Source organism: Xanthomonas sp. NCPPB 1132 (genome assembly GCF_056629235.1).
In genome coordinates, this window is sequence record NZ_CM152819.1 from 557,103 (window position 1) to 573,911 (window position 16,809).

General features: G+C 65.0%; 15 protein-coding genes and 1 pseudogene. 12 read left to right on the forward strand and 4 right to left on the reverse strand.

Annotation, left to right across the window (positions count from 1 at the left end):
• The first annotated feature begins 47 nt into the window (after positions 1–47).
• Positions 48–1,784 (forward strand): S41 family peptidase, encoded by a 1,737-nt coding sequence (locus AC1G9L_RS02430; RefSeq protein WP_019799093.1) that lies wholly within the window; start codon positions 48–50, stop codon positions 1,782–1,784.
• Positions 1,763–2,611, forward strand: coding sequence for a hypothetical protein (locus AC1G9L_RS02435; protein ID WP_019799094.1), 849 nt, complete (start codon positions 1,763–1,765; stop codon positions 2,609–2,611). The genes AC1G9L_RS02430 and AC1G9L_RS02435 overlap by 22 nt, the downstream gene beginning before the upstream one ends.
• A 249-nt stretch (positions 2,612–2,860) precedes the next feature.
• Here the strand turns inward: AC1G9L_RS02435 and AC1G9L_RS02440 are convergent, their stop codons facing one another.
• Positions 2,861–4,942 carry an XVIPCD domain-containing protein gene (locus tag AC1G9L_RS02440; protein WP_481070209.1) on the reverse strand — a complete coding sequence of 694 codons (2,082 nt, stop codon included), beginning with the start codon at positions 4,940–4,942 and terminating at the stop codon, positions 2,861–2,863.
• Positions 4,943–4,963: 21 nt separating this feature from the next.
• Positions 4,964–5,779, reverse strand: a complete 816-nt coding sequence (locus AC1G9L_RS02445) for a hypothetical protein (RefSeq protein WP_481070210.1) — start codon at positions 5,777–5,779, stop codon at positions 4,964–4,966.
• 215 nt (positions 5,780–5,994) lie between these two features.
• Here AC1G9L_RS02445 and AC1G9L_RS02450 point away from each other — a divergent pair, with 215 nt between their 5' ends.
• From AC1G9L_RS02450 to AC1G9L_RS02475, 6 genes are all read left to right on the forward strand, one after another.
• Positions 5,995–6,462, forward strand: coding sequence for a hypothetical protein (locus tag AC1G9L_RS02450; RefSeq protein ID WP_481070211.1), 468 nt, complete (start codon positions 5,995–5,997; stop codon positions 6,460–6,462).
• 92 nt (positions 6,463–6,554) lie between these two features.
• A complete protein-coding gene (locus AC1G9L_RS02455) occupies positions 6,555–7,208 on the forward strand; it encodes a hypothetical protein (protein ID WP_019799098.1) in 654 nt (217 codons plus the stop codon).
• A 90-nt stretch (positions 7,209–7,298) separates the two neighbouring features.
• Positions 7,299–7,778, forward strand: coding sequence for a hypothetical protein (locus AC1G9L_RS02460; RefSeq protein WP_481070212.1), 480 nt, complete (start codon positions 7,299–7,301; stop codon positions 7,776–7,778).
• A 123-nt stretch (positions 7,779–7,901) separates the two neighbouring features.
• The gene (locus tag AC1G9L_RS02465; RefSeq protein ID WP_019797028.1) at positions 7,902–8,681 is read left to right on the forward strand and encodes an SPFH domain-containing protein; all 780 of its coding nucleotides are present in this window, start codon (positions 7,902–7,904) and stop codon (positions 8,679–8,681) included.
• A gap of 165 nt (positions 8,682–8,846) precedes the next feature.
• The gene (locus tag AC1G9L_RS02470; protein WP_019799100.1) at positions 8,847–9,746 is read left to right on the forward strand and encodes a hypothetical protein; all 900 of its coding nucleotides are present in this window, start codon (positions 8,847–8,849) and stop codon (positions 9,744–9,746) included.
• An 88-nt stretch (positions 9,747–9,834) separates the two neighbouring features.
• Positions 9,835–10,803 carry a polysaccharide deacetylase family protein gene (locus tag AC1G9L_RS02475; RefSeq protein ID WP_019799101.1) on the forward strand — a complete coding sequence of 323 codons (969 nt, stop codon included), beginning with the start codon at positions 9,835–9,837 and terminating at the stop codon, positions 10,801–10,803.
• Between the two features lie 114 nt (positions 10,804–10,917).
• Here the strand turns inward: AC1G9L_RS02475 and AC1G9L_RS02480 are convergent, their stop codons facing one another.
• Positions 10,918–11,463, reverse strand: coding sequence for an RNA 2'-phosphotransferase (locus tag AC1G9L_RS02480; RefSeq protein ID WP_029561686.1), 546 nt, complete (start codon positions 11,461–11,463; stop codon positions 10,918–10,920).
• 320 nt (positions 11,464–11,783) lie between these two features.
• On the opposite strand from AC1G9L_RS02480, the gene AC1G9L_RS02485 reads away from it, so the two are divergent.
• From AC1G9L_RS02485 to AC1G9L_RS02500, 4 genes are all read left to right on the forward strand, one after another.
• Positions 11,784–11,987: a hypothetical protein gene (locus AC1G9L_RS02485; RefSeq protein ID WP_017907992.1), complete on the forward strand. Its 204-nt coding sequence runs from the start codon at positions 11,784–11,786 to the stop codon at positions 11,985–11,987.
• Positions 11,988–12,202: 215 nt separating this feature from the next.
• Positions 12,203–12,838: a DUF2076 family protein gene (locus tag AC1G9L_RS02490; RefSeq protein ID WP_104609599.1), complete on the forward strand. Its 636-nt coding sequence runs from the start codon at positions 12,203–12,205 to the stop codon at positions 12,836–12,838.
• Between the two features lie 214 nt (positions 12,839–13,052).
• Positions 13,053–14,429, forward strand: coding sequence for a type II toxin-antitoxin system HipA family toxin YjjJ (gene yjjJ / locus AC1G9L_RS02495; RefSeq protein WP_481070213.1), 1,377 nt, complete (start codon positions 13,053–13,055; stop codon positions 14,427–14,429).
• Positions 14,430–14,530: 101 nt separating this feature from the next.
• Positions 14,531–15,355 carry an alpha/beta fold hydrolase gene (locus AC1G9L_RS02500; RefSeq protein WP_481070214.1) on the forward strand — a complete coding sequence of 275 codons (825 nt, stop codon included), beginning with the start codon at positions 14,531–14,533 and terminating at the stop codon, positions 15,353–15,355.
• 133 nt (positions 15,356–15,488) lie between these two features.
• On the opposite strand, the pseudogene AC1G9L_RS02505 reads toward AC1G9L_RS02500, so the two are convergent.
• Positions 15,489–16,680 (reverse strand): annotated as a pseudogene (locus AC1G9L_RS02505) (glycoside hydrolase family 30 beta sandwich domain-containing protein).
• Positions 16,681–16,809: the final 129 nt, after the last annotated feature.

Consider the following 16,809-nt stretch of genomic DNA (forward strand, 5'->3'; position numbering starts at 1 on the left):
GTCTGATACTGCGTCCTACGATTCAAACGCTCGAGCGCGAGGGTGCGATGCGAAGCTACGGATGGGGTGCGCTGTTGTGGTTGCTGCTGTTGCCGTCGGTGGGGGCGGCGGAAACGCCGGCCGATCAGGCCTATGCACGGGCCACCGCTTTCCGCGACCGGGCCAGTCAGCTCAGCGAGCACGGTGCCAAGAGCACGCGTGAGGACCTGCTGCAGGCACGCGATGCCCTGCAGCAGGGATTGCAGTATCTGGACGATCCGACGGTTGCAGCGCTCGCCGAGGGCGGCAAGACGCTGCGCTTCCGCCGCCTGAACCTGCTGGGCGATCTGGTGCGGGTGCAGGTGTGGCTCGGCGACCGCGACGCGGCGATGGCGGCCTGGCGCGCCCTGGACGCGATGTCCTGGCATGAGGGGCTGATCGACTTCGTGGTGGACAAGGACCCGGCGACGGCGGCGTTGCTGGACGATCCGCGCCTGGCCGAGGTCCGGCGCCACGAAGCGCTGGCGGTGCGCGATGCCACGGCGCCTTCGATCGTGGTGCCTTACGCCGTGCAGCTGACCGAAGCCCAGCGCGTGGCCGGGTTGTCGCAGGTGTGGATGGCCGCGCGCGATCGCTTCGTCTGGTTCGACCACGTGCCCGACCTGGACTGGGACCGCCTGTACCTGGAGACGCTGCCGCTGGTCCAGCGCGCGGCGGATACCGACACCTACTACCGTGTGCTGGCGCGGTTCCTGGCGCAGTTGCACGACGGACACACCGGGATCTTTCCGCCCAAGGAACTGGAGGACCATTGGTATGCCCGTCCCGGGCTGCGGACGGCCTGGCTGGACGGGGAGGTGGTGGTGACCTCGGTCAGTGATGTCGCGCTGCGCCGCCAAGGGGTGGCACGCGGCGACCGCATCCTTGCGATCGACGGCGAGCCGGTGGTGCACTACGCGCAGCGGGTGGTGCGTCCGCAGCTCAGCAGTTCCACCCCCCAAAACTTGCAGCTGCGTATGTATACCTACGCCTTGCTGGCCGGCGATGCCGCCACCCCGGTGCGGCTATCGGTGGAGCACGCCGACGGGCACCGCAGCGAGGTGCGTGCCGCGCGCAGCGGCTATACCACGATGAAGGTGCCGGAGGCGCCGCTGCTGCGCATTCGCCGCGATGGCGTGGCGGTGCTGCGTGTGCCGCAGTTGGAGAACGATGCCAGCCTGCAGGCGCTCAAGCAGGCACTGCCACGCGTGCGTGCCGCGCGCGGACTGGTCCTGGACCTGCGCGGCAATGGTGGCGGCAACACGTGGTTCGGCTTGCAGATTCTGCGCTACGTCGCCGCGGCGCCGTTGCCATCGCTACGCTCGGCCGAGCGCGACAACGGCTCGTCGCTGGCGCAGGCACGCGGGGCCAGGCTGATCGAGTGGCGGCCGGTGCAGACAGAGCCGGTGGCACCCGAACCGAACGCCTATTCCGGCCCAGTGGCGATGCTGGTGGACGCGGGGACGTTCTCCGCTGGCGAGGACACGGCGGCGGTGTTCCGGCTGATGCGGCGCGGCCCATTGCTGGGGCAGGCGACCGGCGGGAGCACCGGCCAGCCGTTGCTGCTGGCCCTGCCCGGCGGCGGCTCGGCGCGGATCTGCGTCAAACGCGACAGCTACCCCGACGGCACCGACTTCGTCGGCGTCGGCGTGCTGCCGGACATTGTGGCCGCACCGACCCGCACCGACCTACGCGACGGCAAGGACCCTGTGCTCGAACGCGCGGTGGCGGCGCTGGGCCAGTTGTGGCCATCGACCTCACGCTGACACGGGATGCCGTGCGTGCGGTGCGGTGGCACGTCTGCGCCATCGCACTGGCGATGGCGCTTTTGCTGTTGCCAGCCTGCGCCTCGATCGAGGTGCCACCTGCCAACCTGATTGCCAAAGAGGGCGCGCACGCCACGGCGGTGACCAAGATCGGGCCGGTGTTCGTCGTCAGAACCGTGAGCGTGTTTCCTGGTAGCGCACGCGCGGCCGAAAAGTTCAGTGTCACTGACGAGTGTCGCAGCGGAGCGCTACACGTCGCCTTGCGACGACAGGAGAGTGCAGAGCCCTATGCTGCGCCCGCCTGTGCCGCGGTGCTGGCATCACTACAGTACGCTGTCGCCGCGTCCACCTTACCCGACGTGAAGTTGGAGCTGACTGTGGATCTGATCAGTCCAGATCGGCAAATCATTGCCCGCACGTCGTCGCTGGCAACGGCGGCAAGGGCTAGCGCGCGCTATGCATTCGCCCTGGACAAGGAACGCGATCTGGTTGCCGCGAACGTCGTCTCCACGACGGCCCACGAAACATTCCACCTGCTGCGTGGCCTCAGCGGCACGACGTCCGAGATGCAAAAGGAAGAACGCCTGGCTTACACGATGGGTGCATGCGCGCAACTGCAGGCACTGGGATGGGTGAGGAGCGAGGATCTACCTTCGATTGCCCTCGCTCCTCACGTCAAAGGTGTCTCGGAAAGCGTCGCGGCATCCAATGCCGTGGGTCTTTCGGTGACGAGAGATTTGATGCCGTTCTTGCGCAATGGTGCGGTGACCAAAGCATCGCAAGAAGGCAACGCGATGCAGCAGTTCTGCCTGAAAGCTCTTCGCTGAGGCGGCAGTGGAGTCGCCATACTGTGGTCGCTTGTAGCTCCTGCGACGTATTCAAATGTTTGTGCGTTGGTCAGGGGTGTCATCCAGCCGTTCGGCCATGCAGAATCGAGTGGCCGTCACTATGCGAACCGGTTTGAGCGCGGACACGAAGAACAAGTTTCCAGGCGGTCCCGCGGCTGTGCCGCCTACAGAGGACGCCAGTGCAATTGGAGCTTTACCGACGATGCGACCGCGCTCAGCGTATGCCGCTCACACCGTTCTGGTAGCTGTGTCCTGCGCCCGCTGCTGCCGTTGAGTCTCATCCTGTTGCTGCGCGATCGCCTGTTGTTGGTTGAGTGCCAATGTTTGATGCGCGGTTTCCTGCAGCGGCGGCGTTGGTTGTGAAACATCCACCACGCCACGGAAGCCGGGCGTCGTCCCGCTCACCACAAGACGGTCTCCCAGCATGTGCACACTATCAATCTTGGACGCGTCCGCGATGCCATCCTGCTTCGCTGCATACAACGCCTTTGCCACCACATCGTCCGAGAGATGGCCGGGCGTCGCGCCGCGGATCTTGTCAAACATCTGCCGATCCTCGGGTGGGAGCAGGGCCAATGCCTGGCTTTGTTCGGGTACTCGCTCCGCTGCTGGTGCGTTGCTGGCGTAATGGGCTGAGCGCGCCTGGGACCACTGCGCAGCGTAGGTCTCCATGGTTCCCGATTGAGCGCTTTGCGGATCCACGTTCACACGCTTTTCGGATTCGAAGGCGTTGTAGCGCGCGACACCCTGAACCTGGCCATCGGCCCGCATCTCGACATTGGTGATGCCTTGCTTGCTTCGCTCCGCTTCTACCATCAGTGCAGCGGCTACCTTCTCGCTGTGCGGTCCATGCGGAATGCCTTGCCCATCCTCCATGCGGTGGACTTCGCCGAGGGTGCGCTGAAATGCAGCGTTTCCGGGATGCGCGGGATCGCGCAGGTCTGTCGGCAATAGTGGCGTTGGGTTGGATTCAATGGCGCCTTGTCGTTGGCCGCCGCGCTCTCCGGTCCCGGGGAGCGGTGCCTGCTGCATAGGTGTGGGGGGTGTCTGATCGACCGGGTCGGTTACTGGTTGCGGCGGACGCAAGACCGGTGCATTCGGATCCAGGTGGAGCAGCCGATCGGTAGTGCCGCCGCGGCTGATGTTCAGATCGACGGTGCCGTCGTGGTTATTGACGCGCGTGAGGTCGGCGCGATTCACGTCGCTCCAAGCGCCGCCGATGTAGGCCTTCCCCGCTCCGTTCCCGTCCATCACGACGAAGTCGTCGCCCGAGGCATACAGGCTGGTGGACTGCGGCCGGGGACGCCCCTGACGATCAGGGACGTTGTAGCCGTAGGCTCCGCCCTGGTTCAATGCTTCGATCAGCGCAGGGGCATTGCTCTTCTGCAGGAACAGATTCTTGACCGTCGTGTATTCCGCGCTGAGATTCGGCCTTGCCGCGTCCTGCCCTGTCTGCGTGGGGTTGACCAGTGGATTGGCCAATACGTTCTGCCATGGTTGATGTAGCGGGCTGCGCGCGTCCGCATTGCGCAAGGCGTTGAAGACATCTGTCGCTTCAAGGGCGTGCGCAGCGCCGGTCTCGATATAGTCGGGTTCGGTTCGGCTTCGCCCACCACGATTGGGCAGAAATCCGTTGACGACAGTTTGGGCGTCTTCCGCGCTGGTGATCGTTCCTTTGCTGATGCCGTCGATGATCCTCGGGTAGTAGCGCTCCCCGCCTTGGTTCTCCAGCTTCAGCACGATGGTGGCCAGTTTGGCCTGCTCGTCCAGTGTCGCGCCTTGGTAGAGCGCTGTCTCTTGGAGCTGGTTGACCCCGCTACCGGGCCGCATCAACAAGTTGACCTGGGCAGTGTCACGCTCGTGGACGTAGGTGAGGCCCGCATCCGAAGTGAGGAAGGTATCCAGGTGCGATTTGACGGTCGCGTCCAAGGCCCGACCTTGCTGGGCTGTGATCGTGCGCCCGTTGCGACCGAGGTCGCTGGCTGTTTGGGTTTGCTGCGCTTCGGTGAGCACCCAGTCCGGATGGGCTCTGCCCGCCCAGGTCTGATACGCCTCCACCAGAGAAGCAGCTACCTCGGGATGCTGGCCCAAATCCGTCTGCAAGGTGCCGATGGAATAGCCGCTGTTTCCCACTGGGGTCATCACCCCATTGCGAACATTGCCGGCGAAGGAGAGTTGATAGGAGACGTTCTTCCCGCTGTCGCCTCCTTCTGATCCAATGCCCACGCCAAAGTAGGCCAGTGCGCGCAGCTCCGAATCCGTCAGTGTGGTCGCCGGTGGCGGCGTGGTGCCCTCATTCCCTTCTGCCATGACACTCCCTCGCGTTGGGGGCTACTTCTTCGTTGCGCCTTTGCGGCACAGGCCGATGTTGGTTCTCGCTGCGCGCACGATCGCCAGGTAGCGGTCCGCCAGCATTGGCGTCCATCCTTCCACGGCCGCGTCGTCGTCCTTGGCAGCGTCCTCCGCATACTTGTCGAGTGTGGAAAGGCACTGCGCATACATGCCATTTTTGTATTGGGTGATGGCCAGATCGTTACGAATGGCGCCTTCGTCTTCCCATTCCAGCGTCGGCAGGCAACTAGGCACGACTGGCGACAAGGTAGCGAGCGCCGCCTTGTAGTCTTTCGCATCATAGAGACGCTTGAAGGTCGTCCGTGTGCGGTCCAGCGCGTCCCGGCCACAGCCATCCTTGACCCGCAGGTAGGGCGCCTCGAAATCCCCGTTGTAGCCGCAGAATGTCTTGCATTCGGCGGGCGTGGCAGCCGCTACGTCAATGCCCTGCGGCGTACTGGCGAACTTCACCTGGCAGGTGGGTTGGCCCTTGTTCCCCTTGGCGACGCCGGTGTGTCCCTCTATCGCGCCATGCAGCTCGCACACGTCTTCCCCCGTGGTGCTTTCCAGGGAGAAGGTCAATGTGCCGTTTTGCTGCTTGATCAGCAGGCGACCCCATCCCTTGTCGGTGATGTACTCGCCCGGCGGAGGAGTGCTGTCGGACACAACATGCGGCGCCGCCAAGGCAGGCTGTTCCTTGCGCGCTCCCGGCTTCGGGGCAGCGTCCGGTGGTTGTGCCGAACAGGCGGCTGTGCACAGCGTGGCGATCGCAGCGCAGACCAGCCAGGTCATCTTCAGAGGAAGTGTTTTCGCCATATCCTTTCGCCGATCCTGTCTTCTCTGCTGCTCTTTAACGCGCGATGCGGCTACGCGTCAAGTCGGTGTGCCCCTGCACAGGCTCGCCTGCGGGTGGATATCTGGTGGGAGGTCGGTGGAGCGCAGGGAAACCGATTGCTATCTTCCCTGCCTACGAGCTGCAGGCCATGTACAAGGGGTTACCGATGATGAGGCAGCACCGATGCGGGTGGCGCTTGTCGCTGGTCGTGCGAGTTGTGGCGATGGGGTTGATGACCTCGTGTGCGGGTTCCGCTTACGCAAGCAAGTCCACCACATTCTCCGGCGAGTGGGGTTACGCCAAGAGATGCGACTTGGGCCATTATCTGGGCCTGCATCTGCAGCAGCATGGCGATCACGTCACCGGAGATTGGAGCGAGGGAACCAACGCGCACGGCCATGACGGGCAATTGCAGGGGGAAGTACGCGGGGGCACGTTGTATATCCGCTATTGCAGTGAAGATGGAGGAAAAAGCTACGCCGCATGCCCCGCGTTCTCAGGACCAGAAGATCGGTTCCGGCTACAAAATGGACTGCTTGTTCGCTATCAAAAGTATGGTTCCGGTTATCGGCGCGACGTTGCGCTTCATCCGAGTGTCGCAGGGAAGGATCTGCCTTTCGATCAAGAATGCATGGATCAAGACGATGGGCTCGACCGGCCCTGACAATTCCTTGCGCCCGAAGCAATCAGCGTTCCTGAGCGCTAGCGCGAGAATGCAATTCGGCGCTTCTATGGCATAAGCATTGAGGTGATTTCATGGCGAAATCGAAGCAGGCGCTTTGCATTGTCTTCATCGCCGCAACGTTGCAACTGACAGCATGCCAGCCCGAATCGGCTCAATCAGTGGCGTCCAGCCAGGGGCTCCATCGCAAGGAGTCGCCTGTAGCGAGGACGACCGTGCCGCTGGTCAGGAAGCTCAGTCCGCAACTCCTGTCTGATGCCATCACGCTCGATTTCGCTGTTCCTCCCCAGGAGGATGATCCTGAGCCGCCGATCTTCATCGGATTGCGGGTCGCTGCTGCAGATGGGGAGGCTGCAGCGGCCAAGGTCGATCGCCTACGCGATGCCGGCGTGACCGTTCAGTTGCACCTCTATCGATTGACAGGCGCAGGCGAGCAGCCGGTGGTATTGCAGCGGAGCGAAGAAATAGGGCGTACCGAGTATCGAGTCGTGGCGTTGGACAGCGATGGGCATGTGCCACTTATCTTCGCGGCAGATGCGGACGTCACAACGATGGAAGCCGCGGGGTTGATTGCTCCGAATGTCACCTACCGCGAATTGGACATGGCTTTTATCCGGGATACGCCGCCCGGCCAATACCGGGTGTCCGTCCGCTTCGAGGGTAACGTCGGTGCCTTGGAGGAAGCCGGATCGGAACTGTTGATTGCATTCACGGGGAAAGCGAAATAGGAGCGCGTCCGGCGATGGGTCACAGCAGGTCAGACTTTGGCTAGTTGGAAGGGCAATTTCACAGATGACAGATCGACTAAGGCGGCAAGAATGACAGAAGTGCGATGGTGGCTGATCGCGGCCTTCCTGGGTGGGGGTATGAATGTTTCTGCTGCCCGCGCCGTCGGAGTAGATCGGGGCGACCTCGTTTGCAGCCAAGCCAGCGATTGGACTGATGGAGCGTCGGTGGGTGTAAAACAGATCACCCCGATGGTCGTAGAAAGTGATGCAGGCCGTACCTATCATTTCGATCTGGACGGAAGCGCCGGACTTCAGACGCTGGACGCTCGCTGCGGGTGGGGGAGCTACGCAGAGTGCGCCTTCACCGCTCGCCGGTCGAACGGTGGGACTTACCAGTTCTCGGACCTCTCGAGCTTCGGCCTATGGAGAACCACGGATGGTCTTTACCTGCTGTACCGCATCGTGTCTCCCAAGGCAGAGACGGATGCCCGCAAACGCCGGGTAGTGAAGTTGGGCAATCCGCCGAAAGAGGTTTGCAACCAGATCGGCGACTATTCGAATCTTATGTAGGTCCAGGGACGGCCTATCTGCCCATGCCCAAGCAGATGCCTCGTCCCCCATGATGCGCTAGCATCCCCCGCACACGACGGCGCGCGGCGCCGTCTCTTCAGGGGGACATCGATGAAACATTTCCTGCTGGCCGCCGCCGTGGCGGCCTTGCTGTGCGGCTGTACCGTGGTCTCGCCCGATCCGGGGCAGCAGGCGGTGCTGGTGGACAAGCCGCTGCTGTTCGGCAAGGGCGGCATCCGCCTCGACGACGTGCGCGATCCCGGCCGCACCTACACGTGGATGACGACCTCGGCGGTGTACGTGGACACCACGCCGCAGACGGTGCAGGTGGCGTTTGACGACTTCTCGTCCAGCGACAACATCCTGTTGGACTTCTCCACGCAGATCCAATACCGCATCACCGCGCCGGCGCGGTTGCTGTCCGGCTTCGGTCAGGACTGGTTCAAGAACAACGTCGCCAGCCAGTACGCAGCGATCGTGCGCGACCAGGTCAAGCGCTACGACATGACGCGGATGATGAGCGACCCGGATACGGCGCGGAAGATCGACGACTCGGTCACCGAGAACGTGCGCGCTCTGGTCAAGGAGCAGGGCCTGCCGATCCAGATCCAGAACATCACCCTCGGCCGCGCCCGCCCCAACCCGGACGTGCTGCAGCAGATGAACCTGACCGCCGCGCAGCAGCAGCGGGTCAAGACCCTGGTGGAAGCCACCACCGCCGAGCGCCAGCGCGAGCAGGAGCAGGTGGCCAAGGCCGATGCGGACAATGCCTACCGCAACCGCATGGGCCTGACCCCGGAGCAGTACCTGGCCAGCCAGATCGCCGAGATCAACGCCGAGGCCTGTGCCAAGGCGCAGGCCTGCTACATGGTGCCGTCGGGGACGTCGGTGATCGCCAAGTAGCGCGAAGTGGTAGAGGCGGGCCCGGGTGGCCCGCCGTTTTGCGGACATCGGTGGTGGCGTCGCGAATGCGGCGTGCCGGCGGCGGTTGTCGCCGTGCCGCGGGTCTGCCACTGTGACAGCCCTGTCCTGCGAGGAGATCCGCAGATGGAGCCCGCACAATCTTCAATGTCGCAGCGCCCGCCGGCGACGCGCCTGTTCGCCCTGCTGGCGCGAGACGCCCGCATCGGTGTGATCTTCCGTCGCGGGCCGAGCAAGCAGGTGCAACTGATCCACTGGGATCTGCGCGACGACACCTTCGTGCACGGCCAGTGGTTCAAGGGGCGCATCTACGAACGGCGCTGCGATCTGTCGCCGTCGGGGCGGCTGCTGGTGTACTTCGCCTCCAAGCAGCGCGGCGACTTCGGCACCTGGACCGCGCTGTCGCGGCCGCCGTTCTTCACCGCACTGTCGCTGTGGCCGAAGGGTGACTGCTGGGGCGGCGGCGGGATGTTCGAGGACGATCGGACCTTGTTGTTGAACCACCGGCCACGCGAGGGGCGGGATCCTTTTCCGATGCCGACCGGCTTCCAGTTGCCGCACGATCTGCAGGTGCGTCCGTTCGGCAAGTCGTCGGGCGCCGGCGAGGACGAGCCGATCGACGGCGTGTTGCGCGAACGCGATGGTTGGCAGTTGCGCGATGACGGCGAGGGCGAACGTGGCGGACTGCGCAGCGACGCATTGTTCCGCTTCAGCCGCCCGCGCGTGCGCGAGAAGCTCGGCGCCAATGGCCGCCGCCTGCAGTCGCTGCTGCATGCGGTCGGCCAGGAAAACCATGCCTGGTATGGCCAGGATCATCGGGTGCTGGACCGCGACGGCACCGTGCTGGTCGATTTGCCGGGCAGCGACTGGGCCGACTGGGACGGTGGCGACATGGTGTTCGCGCGCGAGGGCAGGCTCTATCGCCTGCGCAAGAGCGACTTCCGCGAAGTGGCGCAGCGGGGTGAGCAGGCCTTCCAGTTGCTGCATGACTTCAGCGACGCGCGCTTCGCGCCGCTGGCACCGACGGCGGATGCGCTGAAGTATTGAGCGGGCCGGATGTCGCGTGTAGTACAGGTGCCACGCCGGATGCGGCTGCCATCCGTATAGACTGACCACCCAATCTCAGGGACGTTCAATGAAACTGCTTCGCTGCCTGTTGCTGCCTGCCCTGCTGTGCATTGCTGCACTCGCCCAGGCCCAGGACGACACGCGCCGCATCGCGGTGACCATCGACGATCTGCCGTGGCAGCGGATCGAGCAGACACCGCCGGCGCAATTGCCGGCACTGCATGCGCAATTGATGGCCTCGCTGCGGCAGGCGCAGGTACCCATTGTTGGCTTCGTCAACGAAGACAAGCTGGAGCAGGACGGCCAGGTGCAGCCGCAACGCGTGGCGATGCTGCGCGACTGGCTGGGTGCCGGCTATGCGCTGGGCAACCACACTTACGGCCACGTGAACCTGCACCAGGTCGGCGTGCCGGCGTACGAGGACGCGATCGTGCGCGGCGAGCGCACCTTGCGGCCGTTGCTCACGGAGCGTGGCCAGTCGCTGCAGTGGTTCCGTCATCCCTACCTGGCGACCGGCCGCAGCGTTGCCGACCGCGAGGCGGTCAACGCGTTCCTGGCAGCGCATGGCTACCGCATCGCGCCGGTTACGGTGGACAGCGGCGAGTGGGTGTGGGCGTTCGCCTACGCGCATGTGTTGGACGAGCCGGCAGGCCCGGCGCGCGACGCCATGCTGCTGCGCCTGCGCAAGGGCTACGTGCCGTACATGCTCAACAAGCTGGATTTCTTCGAGCACGAATCGCAGGCCCTGTTCGGCCGCCGCATCCCGCAGGTGTGGCTGATGCACGCCAACGCACTCAACGCCGCTGCTTTCCCCGAGCTGGTCGCGGCCACGCGCCGCCGCGGCTACGCCTTCATCGGCCTGGAGGAGGCATTGCGCGATCCCGCCTATACCCACGCCGAGGGCTACACCGGCCCTGGCGGGATCAGCTGGCTGCACCGCTGGGCGATGGCCGAGGACAAGCCCAAGGATTTCTATGCCGGCGAACCGGTGGTGCCGCGCTGGGTGTTCGCGCTAGCGGGGGTGAATTCGGAGTAATGCAGGGATCTTCTCGTAACGCCCGCCAAATCGGAGCAAAGGATTATGAGTCCCTGGATGTCGCTGCCCAATCGCACACGCGGTATGGGGGTCCAAGCGAGATAGCCACAGGAACTAGATTTCCGAAAGAAAGCTGCTCGGAACTGCCTGGGTGAGCCAGACGCCATTGTCCGCCTGAAAGAAGGCAAAGCCCTGCTGGTGCATTCGCAGGGCTTCGACTTTCAGGACAACCGGCTTGCCATGACGTTGCCCGACCGCGGTCGCGGTCGCGATGTCTTGCGACAGATGCACATGATGCCGTTGGCCCGCGCGTAAGCCCTCGGCCAGGATCGCGTCCAGAAACCGTGTGGCGGTGCCGTGGTAGAGGAACTCCGGCGGCACCTTGGCGTCGTACTGGATGGCGACGCTATCGGTCGAATGGCCCTGTACGGCACGGATGCGCCTGCCATCTTCCGAGAGCGCAAAACGTTTTTTGTCGCTGCTGTCCACCACGGCACGAATGAGGTCTGCGTCGAGCGTCCTGCCGCTTTGCGCAGCACCTGCGATCAACGCATCGACCTCCGCCCAGCCTTCGCTGTCGAGGGTAATGCCAGCGGCCTGTGGCTCGTGGCGAAGCACAAAGCTGAGGAACTTGCTGATGTCTGTGTGTTGCTTGCTCATATACATTCCGGTGGGTAAACAATTCCAACCATCGCTCGGCGACGCCGATACTGGCTTCCGCTCAGTTGGCTGGCAATGGTGGAGGTGATGCAGTGTGGGCTCGAGTTGGCGCGGTGCAATCTTACGCGTCGTGGAGTGCGAGGATCGCCAAGCAAGCCGGTGTCTGGCGAGTTTGATGTAATGACGAAGGGGGGAGTGCCGCACCTCCGCCGGCAAGATGTTGAACGGCTAAGTGTCGGCACAGCCGACCGCTGGCACCTTCACCCTGCACGCACGCATGGCCGGATCACGATGGTTCCTCTCCGCTCACCGTGACGCCCATGCCCTCGTCCAAGACGCCTCCTTGGAAGAAGCCGAATCCGCGCGGTCAGCGCAGCCAGCCGCTGTCGCCGTCGCAGAAGGAAGCGGCGAAGCAGCGTGCCGAGGAGAATGGCCGCCCGTACCCGAACCTGGTCGACAACATGTGGGCGGCGCGGCTGCCGCATGCGACGTCCTCCTCCAGTTCGGACATCGACGAGGAATAATCAGGGCGTCTGCGCTTGGAGTGGGGGGCGTACCTGGCGCGCGTTGTCGGAAGAATGTCGGAGTTCGCCAGTGCGGCCGCCGTTCTGGTTGTCCTGGCGCGCGTGATTGATGAATGCCGATACACCGGAGCTCGGACGCACCCTTGGCCTGCGCCGGGCCATGCCCATACCGTGCCGTGCCGGCACTGGGCCGGTCATCGCATCCAGGTACGGGTATGACTCCGCAAGAACAGCAGCTTCTCGAAGACTTCCTGGCGCGCCTGCGCAGCGCCGGCGGGGTGGCCAAAGATCCGCAGGCCGACGCGCTGATCCACGCGCGCCTGGCCGATCAACCCGATGCCGCGTATCTGTTGGTGCAGCGCACCTTGCTGCTGGAGCACGCGCTGGAGGCCGCCAAGGCGCAGATCGCGCAGTTGCAGCAGCAGGCCGCTCCGCCACCGCCGCCGGCCAGCTTCCTGGGCCAGGGCTTCAATGCGGCGCCGCCGCCGTTGCCCCCGGCGCCCGCCGCCACAGGCGTCGCGGGCGCCGGTGCGCCCGGCTGGCGCGAGCGCTGGTTCGGTGGTGGCGCTGCGGCCGCGGAGCCGACGCCGGCACCGGCCGCCGCGCGTGGCCCCAGCTTCCTCAGCACCGCGGCCACCACGGCGGCCGGCGTGGCCGGCGGCATGTTCCTGTTCGAGGGCGTGGAAAGCCTGCTGGGCGGCCACCACGGCGGCGGCCTGTTCGGCGGCGGCGCGCCGCAGGAGACGGTGGTCGAGAACATCACCAACAACTACTACGACGACACGCCCCAGCAGGACATGGGCCAGGACTTCCAGGACGACGGCGACTTCGGCAACGACAATTGGACGTAGCCTCGTCGCTTGCGCTTCTGCCGGATCGTGCCGTCAGGCGAGCGCCCACCAGGGCGCTTGCCTTAGGTTCGGCAGGCTGGCCATCCATCGCTTCAGGTATCTATTCAAGGAAGCAGTCACAAGAGGGCTGGTATCTGGGCATTTGTTAAGTAATACAGGTGCTTAAAAGTCTAGTTCTCTTGACTATCTATTCATAAATCTATTCAATCCGGGAATGAGCGAGGCCCGGCTACGCGATCTGATTGCCATTCTGCGCCATGAGGGGATGGCGACGGCACCTCGTATTGCAGCGGCGCTCGGTGTCAGCCAGTCGACGGTCTCGCGTCTGCTCAGCGCCGCCGGCGATCAGGTGCTACGAATCGGCAAGGCACGTGCCACGCGCTATGCGCTCAGCCGCACGCTGGGCCGGGCAGGTCGGCGCTGGCCGCTGTTCCGTCTGCGTCCTGACGGGCGCGCCGAGACGCTTGGCGATCTCCATGCCATGCACGGCGATGGATTTCTGTTCGTTCCGCAGAACGCGCGACCGGTCCTGATGCATGGTGAATTCGCCGATGGCGTGTTCCCTGGGCTGCCGTGGTTCCTGGACGATCAGCGCCCGCAAGGCTTCCTCGGCCGTGCCTTCGCACGGCGCGTCGCCGAAGACATCGGCGCGCCGCAGGATCTGCAGCGCTGGCAGCCTGACGATGTCGTCCTGTCGTTGCTGCGGCATGGCGAAGATCAGCCCGGCGACCTGGTCCTGGGCGAGTTCGCCTTGCAGCGTGCGCAACAGGCCGCCCTGCAGCCGGCTGATGCGCTGGAGAAGGCGCAGCGATCCCAGCATTATCCGCAGCGCGCCAACGCCGTCTTGCGTGGCGAGGCGGTGGGCTCGTCGGCAGGAGGCGAACAACCGAAGTTCACCGCAATCCTGCACACGGAAGGCGGCTACACCGCAGTCATCGTCAAGTTCAGCGAGCGTGCCGGCACGCCGGCCGCGCAGCGTTGGAGCGACCTGCTGCGGTGTGAACACCTGGCCAGCGACATCCTGCGTGCGCACGGTATCGCCGCCGCCGAGAGCGAACTGCTCGAGAGCGACGGTCGCGTGTTCCTGCAGTCCACGCGATTCGACCGCACGCCTGCGCTGGGACGGCGCGGCTTCGTCTCGTTGGCCGCGGTGGATGCGGCCTACTTCGGCCATGGGCGCATCGACTGGTGGTCGTTCGCACCGCAACTGCAGCGCGAAGGCTGGCTGAGCGACGCAGATGCGCAGCGCCTGCGTGTGTGCGGCTGGTTCGGCGCACTGATCGGCAACAACGACATGCATCTGGGCAACGCGGGCCTGATGCTGGGCGATGTCTTGCCGCTGGCCTTGGCACCGATCTACGACATGTTGCCGATGGCGTTCCGTCCTGCGGCCAGCGGCGAGGTGGTAGAGCGCGCCTATGTGGTGCCGTTGCCGACACCGGACCAGCGCGACGACTGGCGCGCAGCGGCCGGCATGGCGGTGACGTTCTGGGAGCGCGTCATCGAGGACGTGCACATGTCCGCGGCCTTCCACAGCATTGCGCGGGACGCGCTGGCGCAGTTGACCCGCGCCATGTCGCGGATCGGTTGAGCGCTTTCGCACCGCGTTAAACGACCCGACACACGGCGCTCACGCGGGCAGGACATGGAGCGGGAGAAGCTGCCGCGACTCCCCACCACGAGGTCCTGCCCATGGCTACCACCAGCACACGTGTCCGTCTGCATGTCGAAGATACCGGCGGTGCCGGTCGTCCGGTGATCCTGATCCATGGCTGGCCGCTGTCGGCCGAGGCGTGGAAGGACCAGGTCGGTCCGCTGCAGCAGGCGGGCTACCGGGTCATCGCCTACGATCGCCGCGGCTTCGGCCGTTCCGAGAAGCCGGCCGACGGCTACGAGTACGACACCCTGGCCGACGACCTGGCCGGCATCATCGAGGACAAGCAGCTGCGCGACGCGGTGCTGGTCGGGTTCTCGATGGGCGGTGGCGAGGTGGCGCGCTACGTCGCGCGGCATGGCACCGAGGCGCTGGCCGGCGTGGTGTTCGCCTCCGCGGTGCCGCCGTACATGCTCAAGACCGAGGACAACCCGGAAGGGCCGCTGAGCAAGGAACAGGCGCAGGAGATGGAGCAGGGGCTGAAGGCCTCGCGAGAGACCTTCTTCGACGACTTTACCCGTGGCTTCTTCAGCGCCCACGGCACGCTGAAGGTGAGCGAGGCGCAGCGCCAGGAAGCGATCGCGCTGTGCCTGCAGAGCGACCAGACTGCGGCGCTAGGCTGCATGCAGGCATTCGGCACCACCGATTTCCGCGAGGATCTCAAGAAGGTCGACGTGCCGACGCTGGTGCTGCACGGCGACTCCGACGCGACCGTGCCGTACGAGGGCTCGGGCCAGCGCACCCATCGCGCCATCGCCGGCAGCGACGTGGTGCTGCTGAAGGATGCGCCGCATGGCTGCAACACCAGCCATGCCGAGGAGTTCAATCAGGCGCTGCTGGGGTTCCTGGCCAAGCTGGGCTGATCGCTGGCCCGTATCGCGGCGCCGACGCGCAAGGCGCGGTGCCGCGACGGCACAACCAGGCAGCAGGTAAAACCAACCCGCGGCAGCGCTCGGCTGCCGCGGATCGATCCGACCAACTCAACCATCACGACGATCACTCGCCGACCAGCGTCGACACGCTCTGCGGGTCGATATAGACCACGGTCTGGCCCGAGGCGACGCTGTACTTGCCGCCGTAGCCGACGTTGAGGGTGGACGAGGTGCTGTACTTGGTGAACGCGGTGGCGCTGCCGGTGGGCACGCGCACGGTGAGCTGCCGATGCTGGGTGCCGGTGTTGACCGCCACCAGGACCAGCTTGCCGCTCGGGGTTTTGTAGGCGCTGACGGCGACATCGCTATACGGCGCGGTCGTGGCGCCGATGCGCACCGAGCCCGGACGCACGAACCGCGCGAACTGCGACATCACATAACCGCGCTTGCTCACGATGCCGTTCTCGGCGATCAGCCCGTAGCTGCGGCGGATGTACCACCAGATGTAGCCGCTGTAGTTGGCGAGCATGCTGTTATGCAGTTCGCTGCCCACACCGAGCGCCGACGGCCAAGCGTTGCCGTCGGTGTTGTCGGTGTAGTGCTCGGTCATCCACAGCTGCTTGCCCTTGCTGCACGCCATACAGGTGGCCGCCGATGATCGACAGGTACTGGGCGGCGCTGCTGTTGAGCACCGGGTCGGTCAGCGCGGTATTGAAGCCCAGCGACTCGGCCGCGAGCAGCTTGAACTTGCCGAACTTCGCGCCCTGCGAACTGATGAAGTTGAGGAAGTCGGTACCGTTCCAGTCGCCCGACTCGTAATCCGGATGCCAGTCCGGCTCGTTCTGCAGCGACAGGGCGTAGATCGGTGCGCCCTTGCTATCCATGTAGGCGGTGAAGTCCAGCAGGTGCTTGGCGTACGCGTCGTAGTACTGCGACAACAGCTTGCCGCCGTTGTTGAGGCTGTTGTTGGACTTCATGTAGGCCGGCGCCGACCACGGCGTGGCCAGCAGCACCGCGCCGTGCGCGCGGGCCCGCACCGCCGAGGGCACCTGCTGGCTCCAGCCGGAGCTGGACGGATCGACGCGCATGCGCATGATCGACAGGCCGATCTGCCCCGTGTCGCTGCCGAACGCCAGGTCGACCTGGGCCGGGGTGAGGTCGGCGATCCAGCCGGCGCCGTTCATGCCGCCGAAGCCCTGGATGGTCTGGTGGACCTCGCTTGGGGTCACGGTGACGGTCTGCGCCAGGGCGGTGCCGGCCGAGAACAACGTGGCGGCTGCGGCGAGCAAGGTGCCGAGCAAACGAGGGGTCTTCATGGTGGTTCCAGCGGTTGGGGGAGGCGTGACGCTAGCCAGCGCAGATGACCATTTCAATGTCGCGGTCGTCCAAAGCCGGCAAGTGAGACCGGCGGCGCACCCCAAGCGCTAACGTCTCCTCAATCCACA

What these genes read in the sequence shown, in the direction of transcription:
- AC1G9L_RS02500 (WP_481070214.1), top strand. Translation starts at nt 14,531, where the DNA reads ATGGCTACCACCAGCACACGTGTCCGTCTGCATGTCGAAGATACCGGC.
- AC1G9L_RS02430 (WP_019799093.1), top strand. Translation starts at nt 48, where the DNA reads ATGCGAAGCTACGGATGGGGTGCGCTGTTGTGGTTGCTGCTGTTGCCG.
- AC1G9L_RS02440 (WP_481070209.1), bottom strand. Translation starts at nt 4,942, where the DNA reads ATGGCAGAAGGGAATGAGGGCACCACGCCGCCACCGGCGACCACACTG.
- AC1G9L_RS02455 (WP_019799098.1), top strand. Translation starts at nt 6,555, where the DNA reads ATGGCGAAATCGAAGCAGGCGCTTTGCATTGTCTTCATCGCCGCAACG.
- AC1G9L_RS02445 (WP_481070210.1), bottom strand. Translation starts at nt 5,779, where the DNA reads ATGGCGAAAACACTTCCTCTGAAGATGACCTGGCTGGTCTGCGCTGCG.
- AC1G9L_RS02485 (WP_017907992.1), top strand. Translation starts at nt 11,784, where the DNA reads ATGCCCTCGTCCAAGACGCCTCCTTGGAAGAAGCCGAATCCGCGCGGT.
- yjjJ (WP_481070213.1), top strand. Translation starts at nt 13,053, where the DNA reads ATGAGCGAGGCCCGGCTACGCGATCTGATTGCCATTCTGCGCCATGAG.
- AC1G9L_RS02460 (WP_481070212.1), top strand. Translation starts at nt 7,299, where the DNA reads ATGACAGAAGTGCGATGGTGGCTGATCGCGGCCTTCCTGGGTGGGGGT.
- AC1G9L_RS02475 (WP_019799101.1), top strand. Translation starts at nt 9,835, where the DNA reads ATGAAACTGCTTCGCTGCCTGTTGCTGCCTGCCCTGCTGTGCATTGCT.
- AC1G9L_RS02490 (WP_104609599.1), top strand. Translation starts at nt 12,203, where the DNA reads ATGACTCCGCAAGAACAGCAGCTTCTCGAAGACTTCCTGGCGCGCCTG.
- AC1G9L_RS02470 (WP_019799100.1), top strand. Translation starts at nt 8,847, where the DNA reads ATGTCGCAGCGCCCGCCGGCGACGCGCCTGTTCGCCCTGCTGGCGCGA.
- AC1G9L_RS02480 (WP_029561686.1), bottom strand. Translation starts at nt 11,463, where the DNA reads ATGAGCAAGCAACACACAGACATCAGCAAGTTCCTCAGCTTTGTGCTT.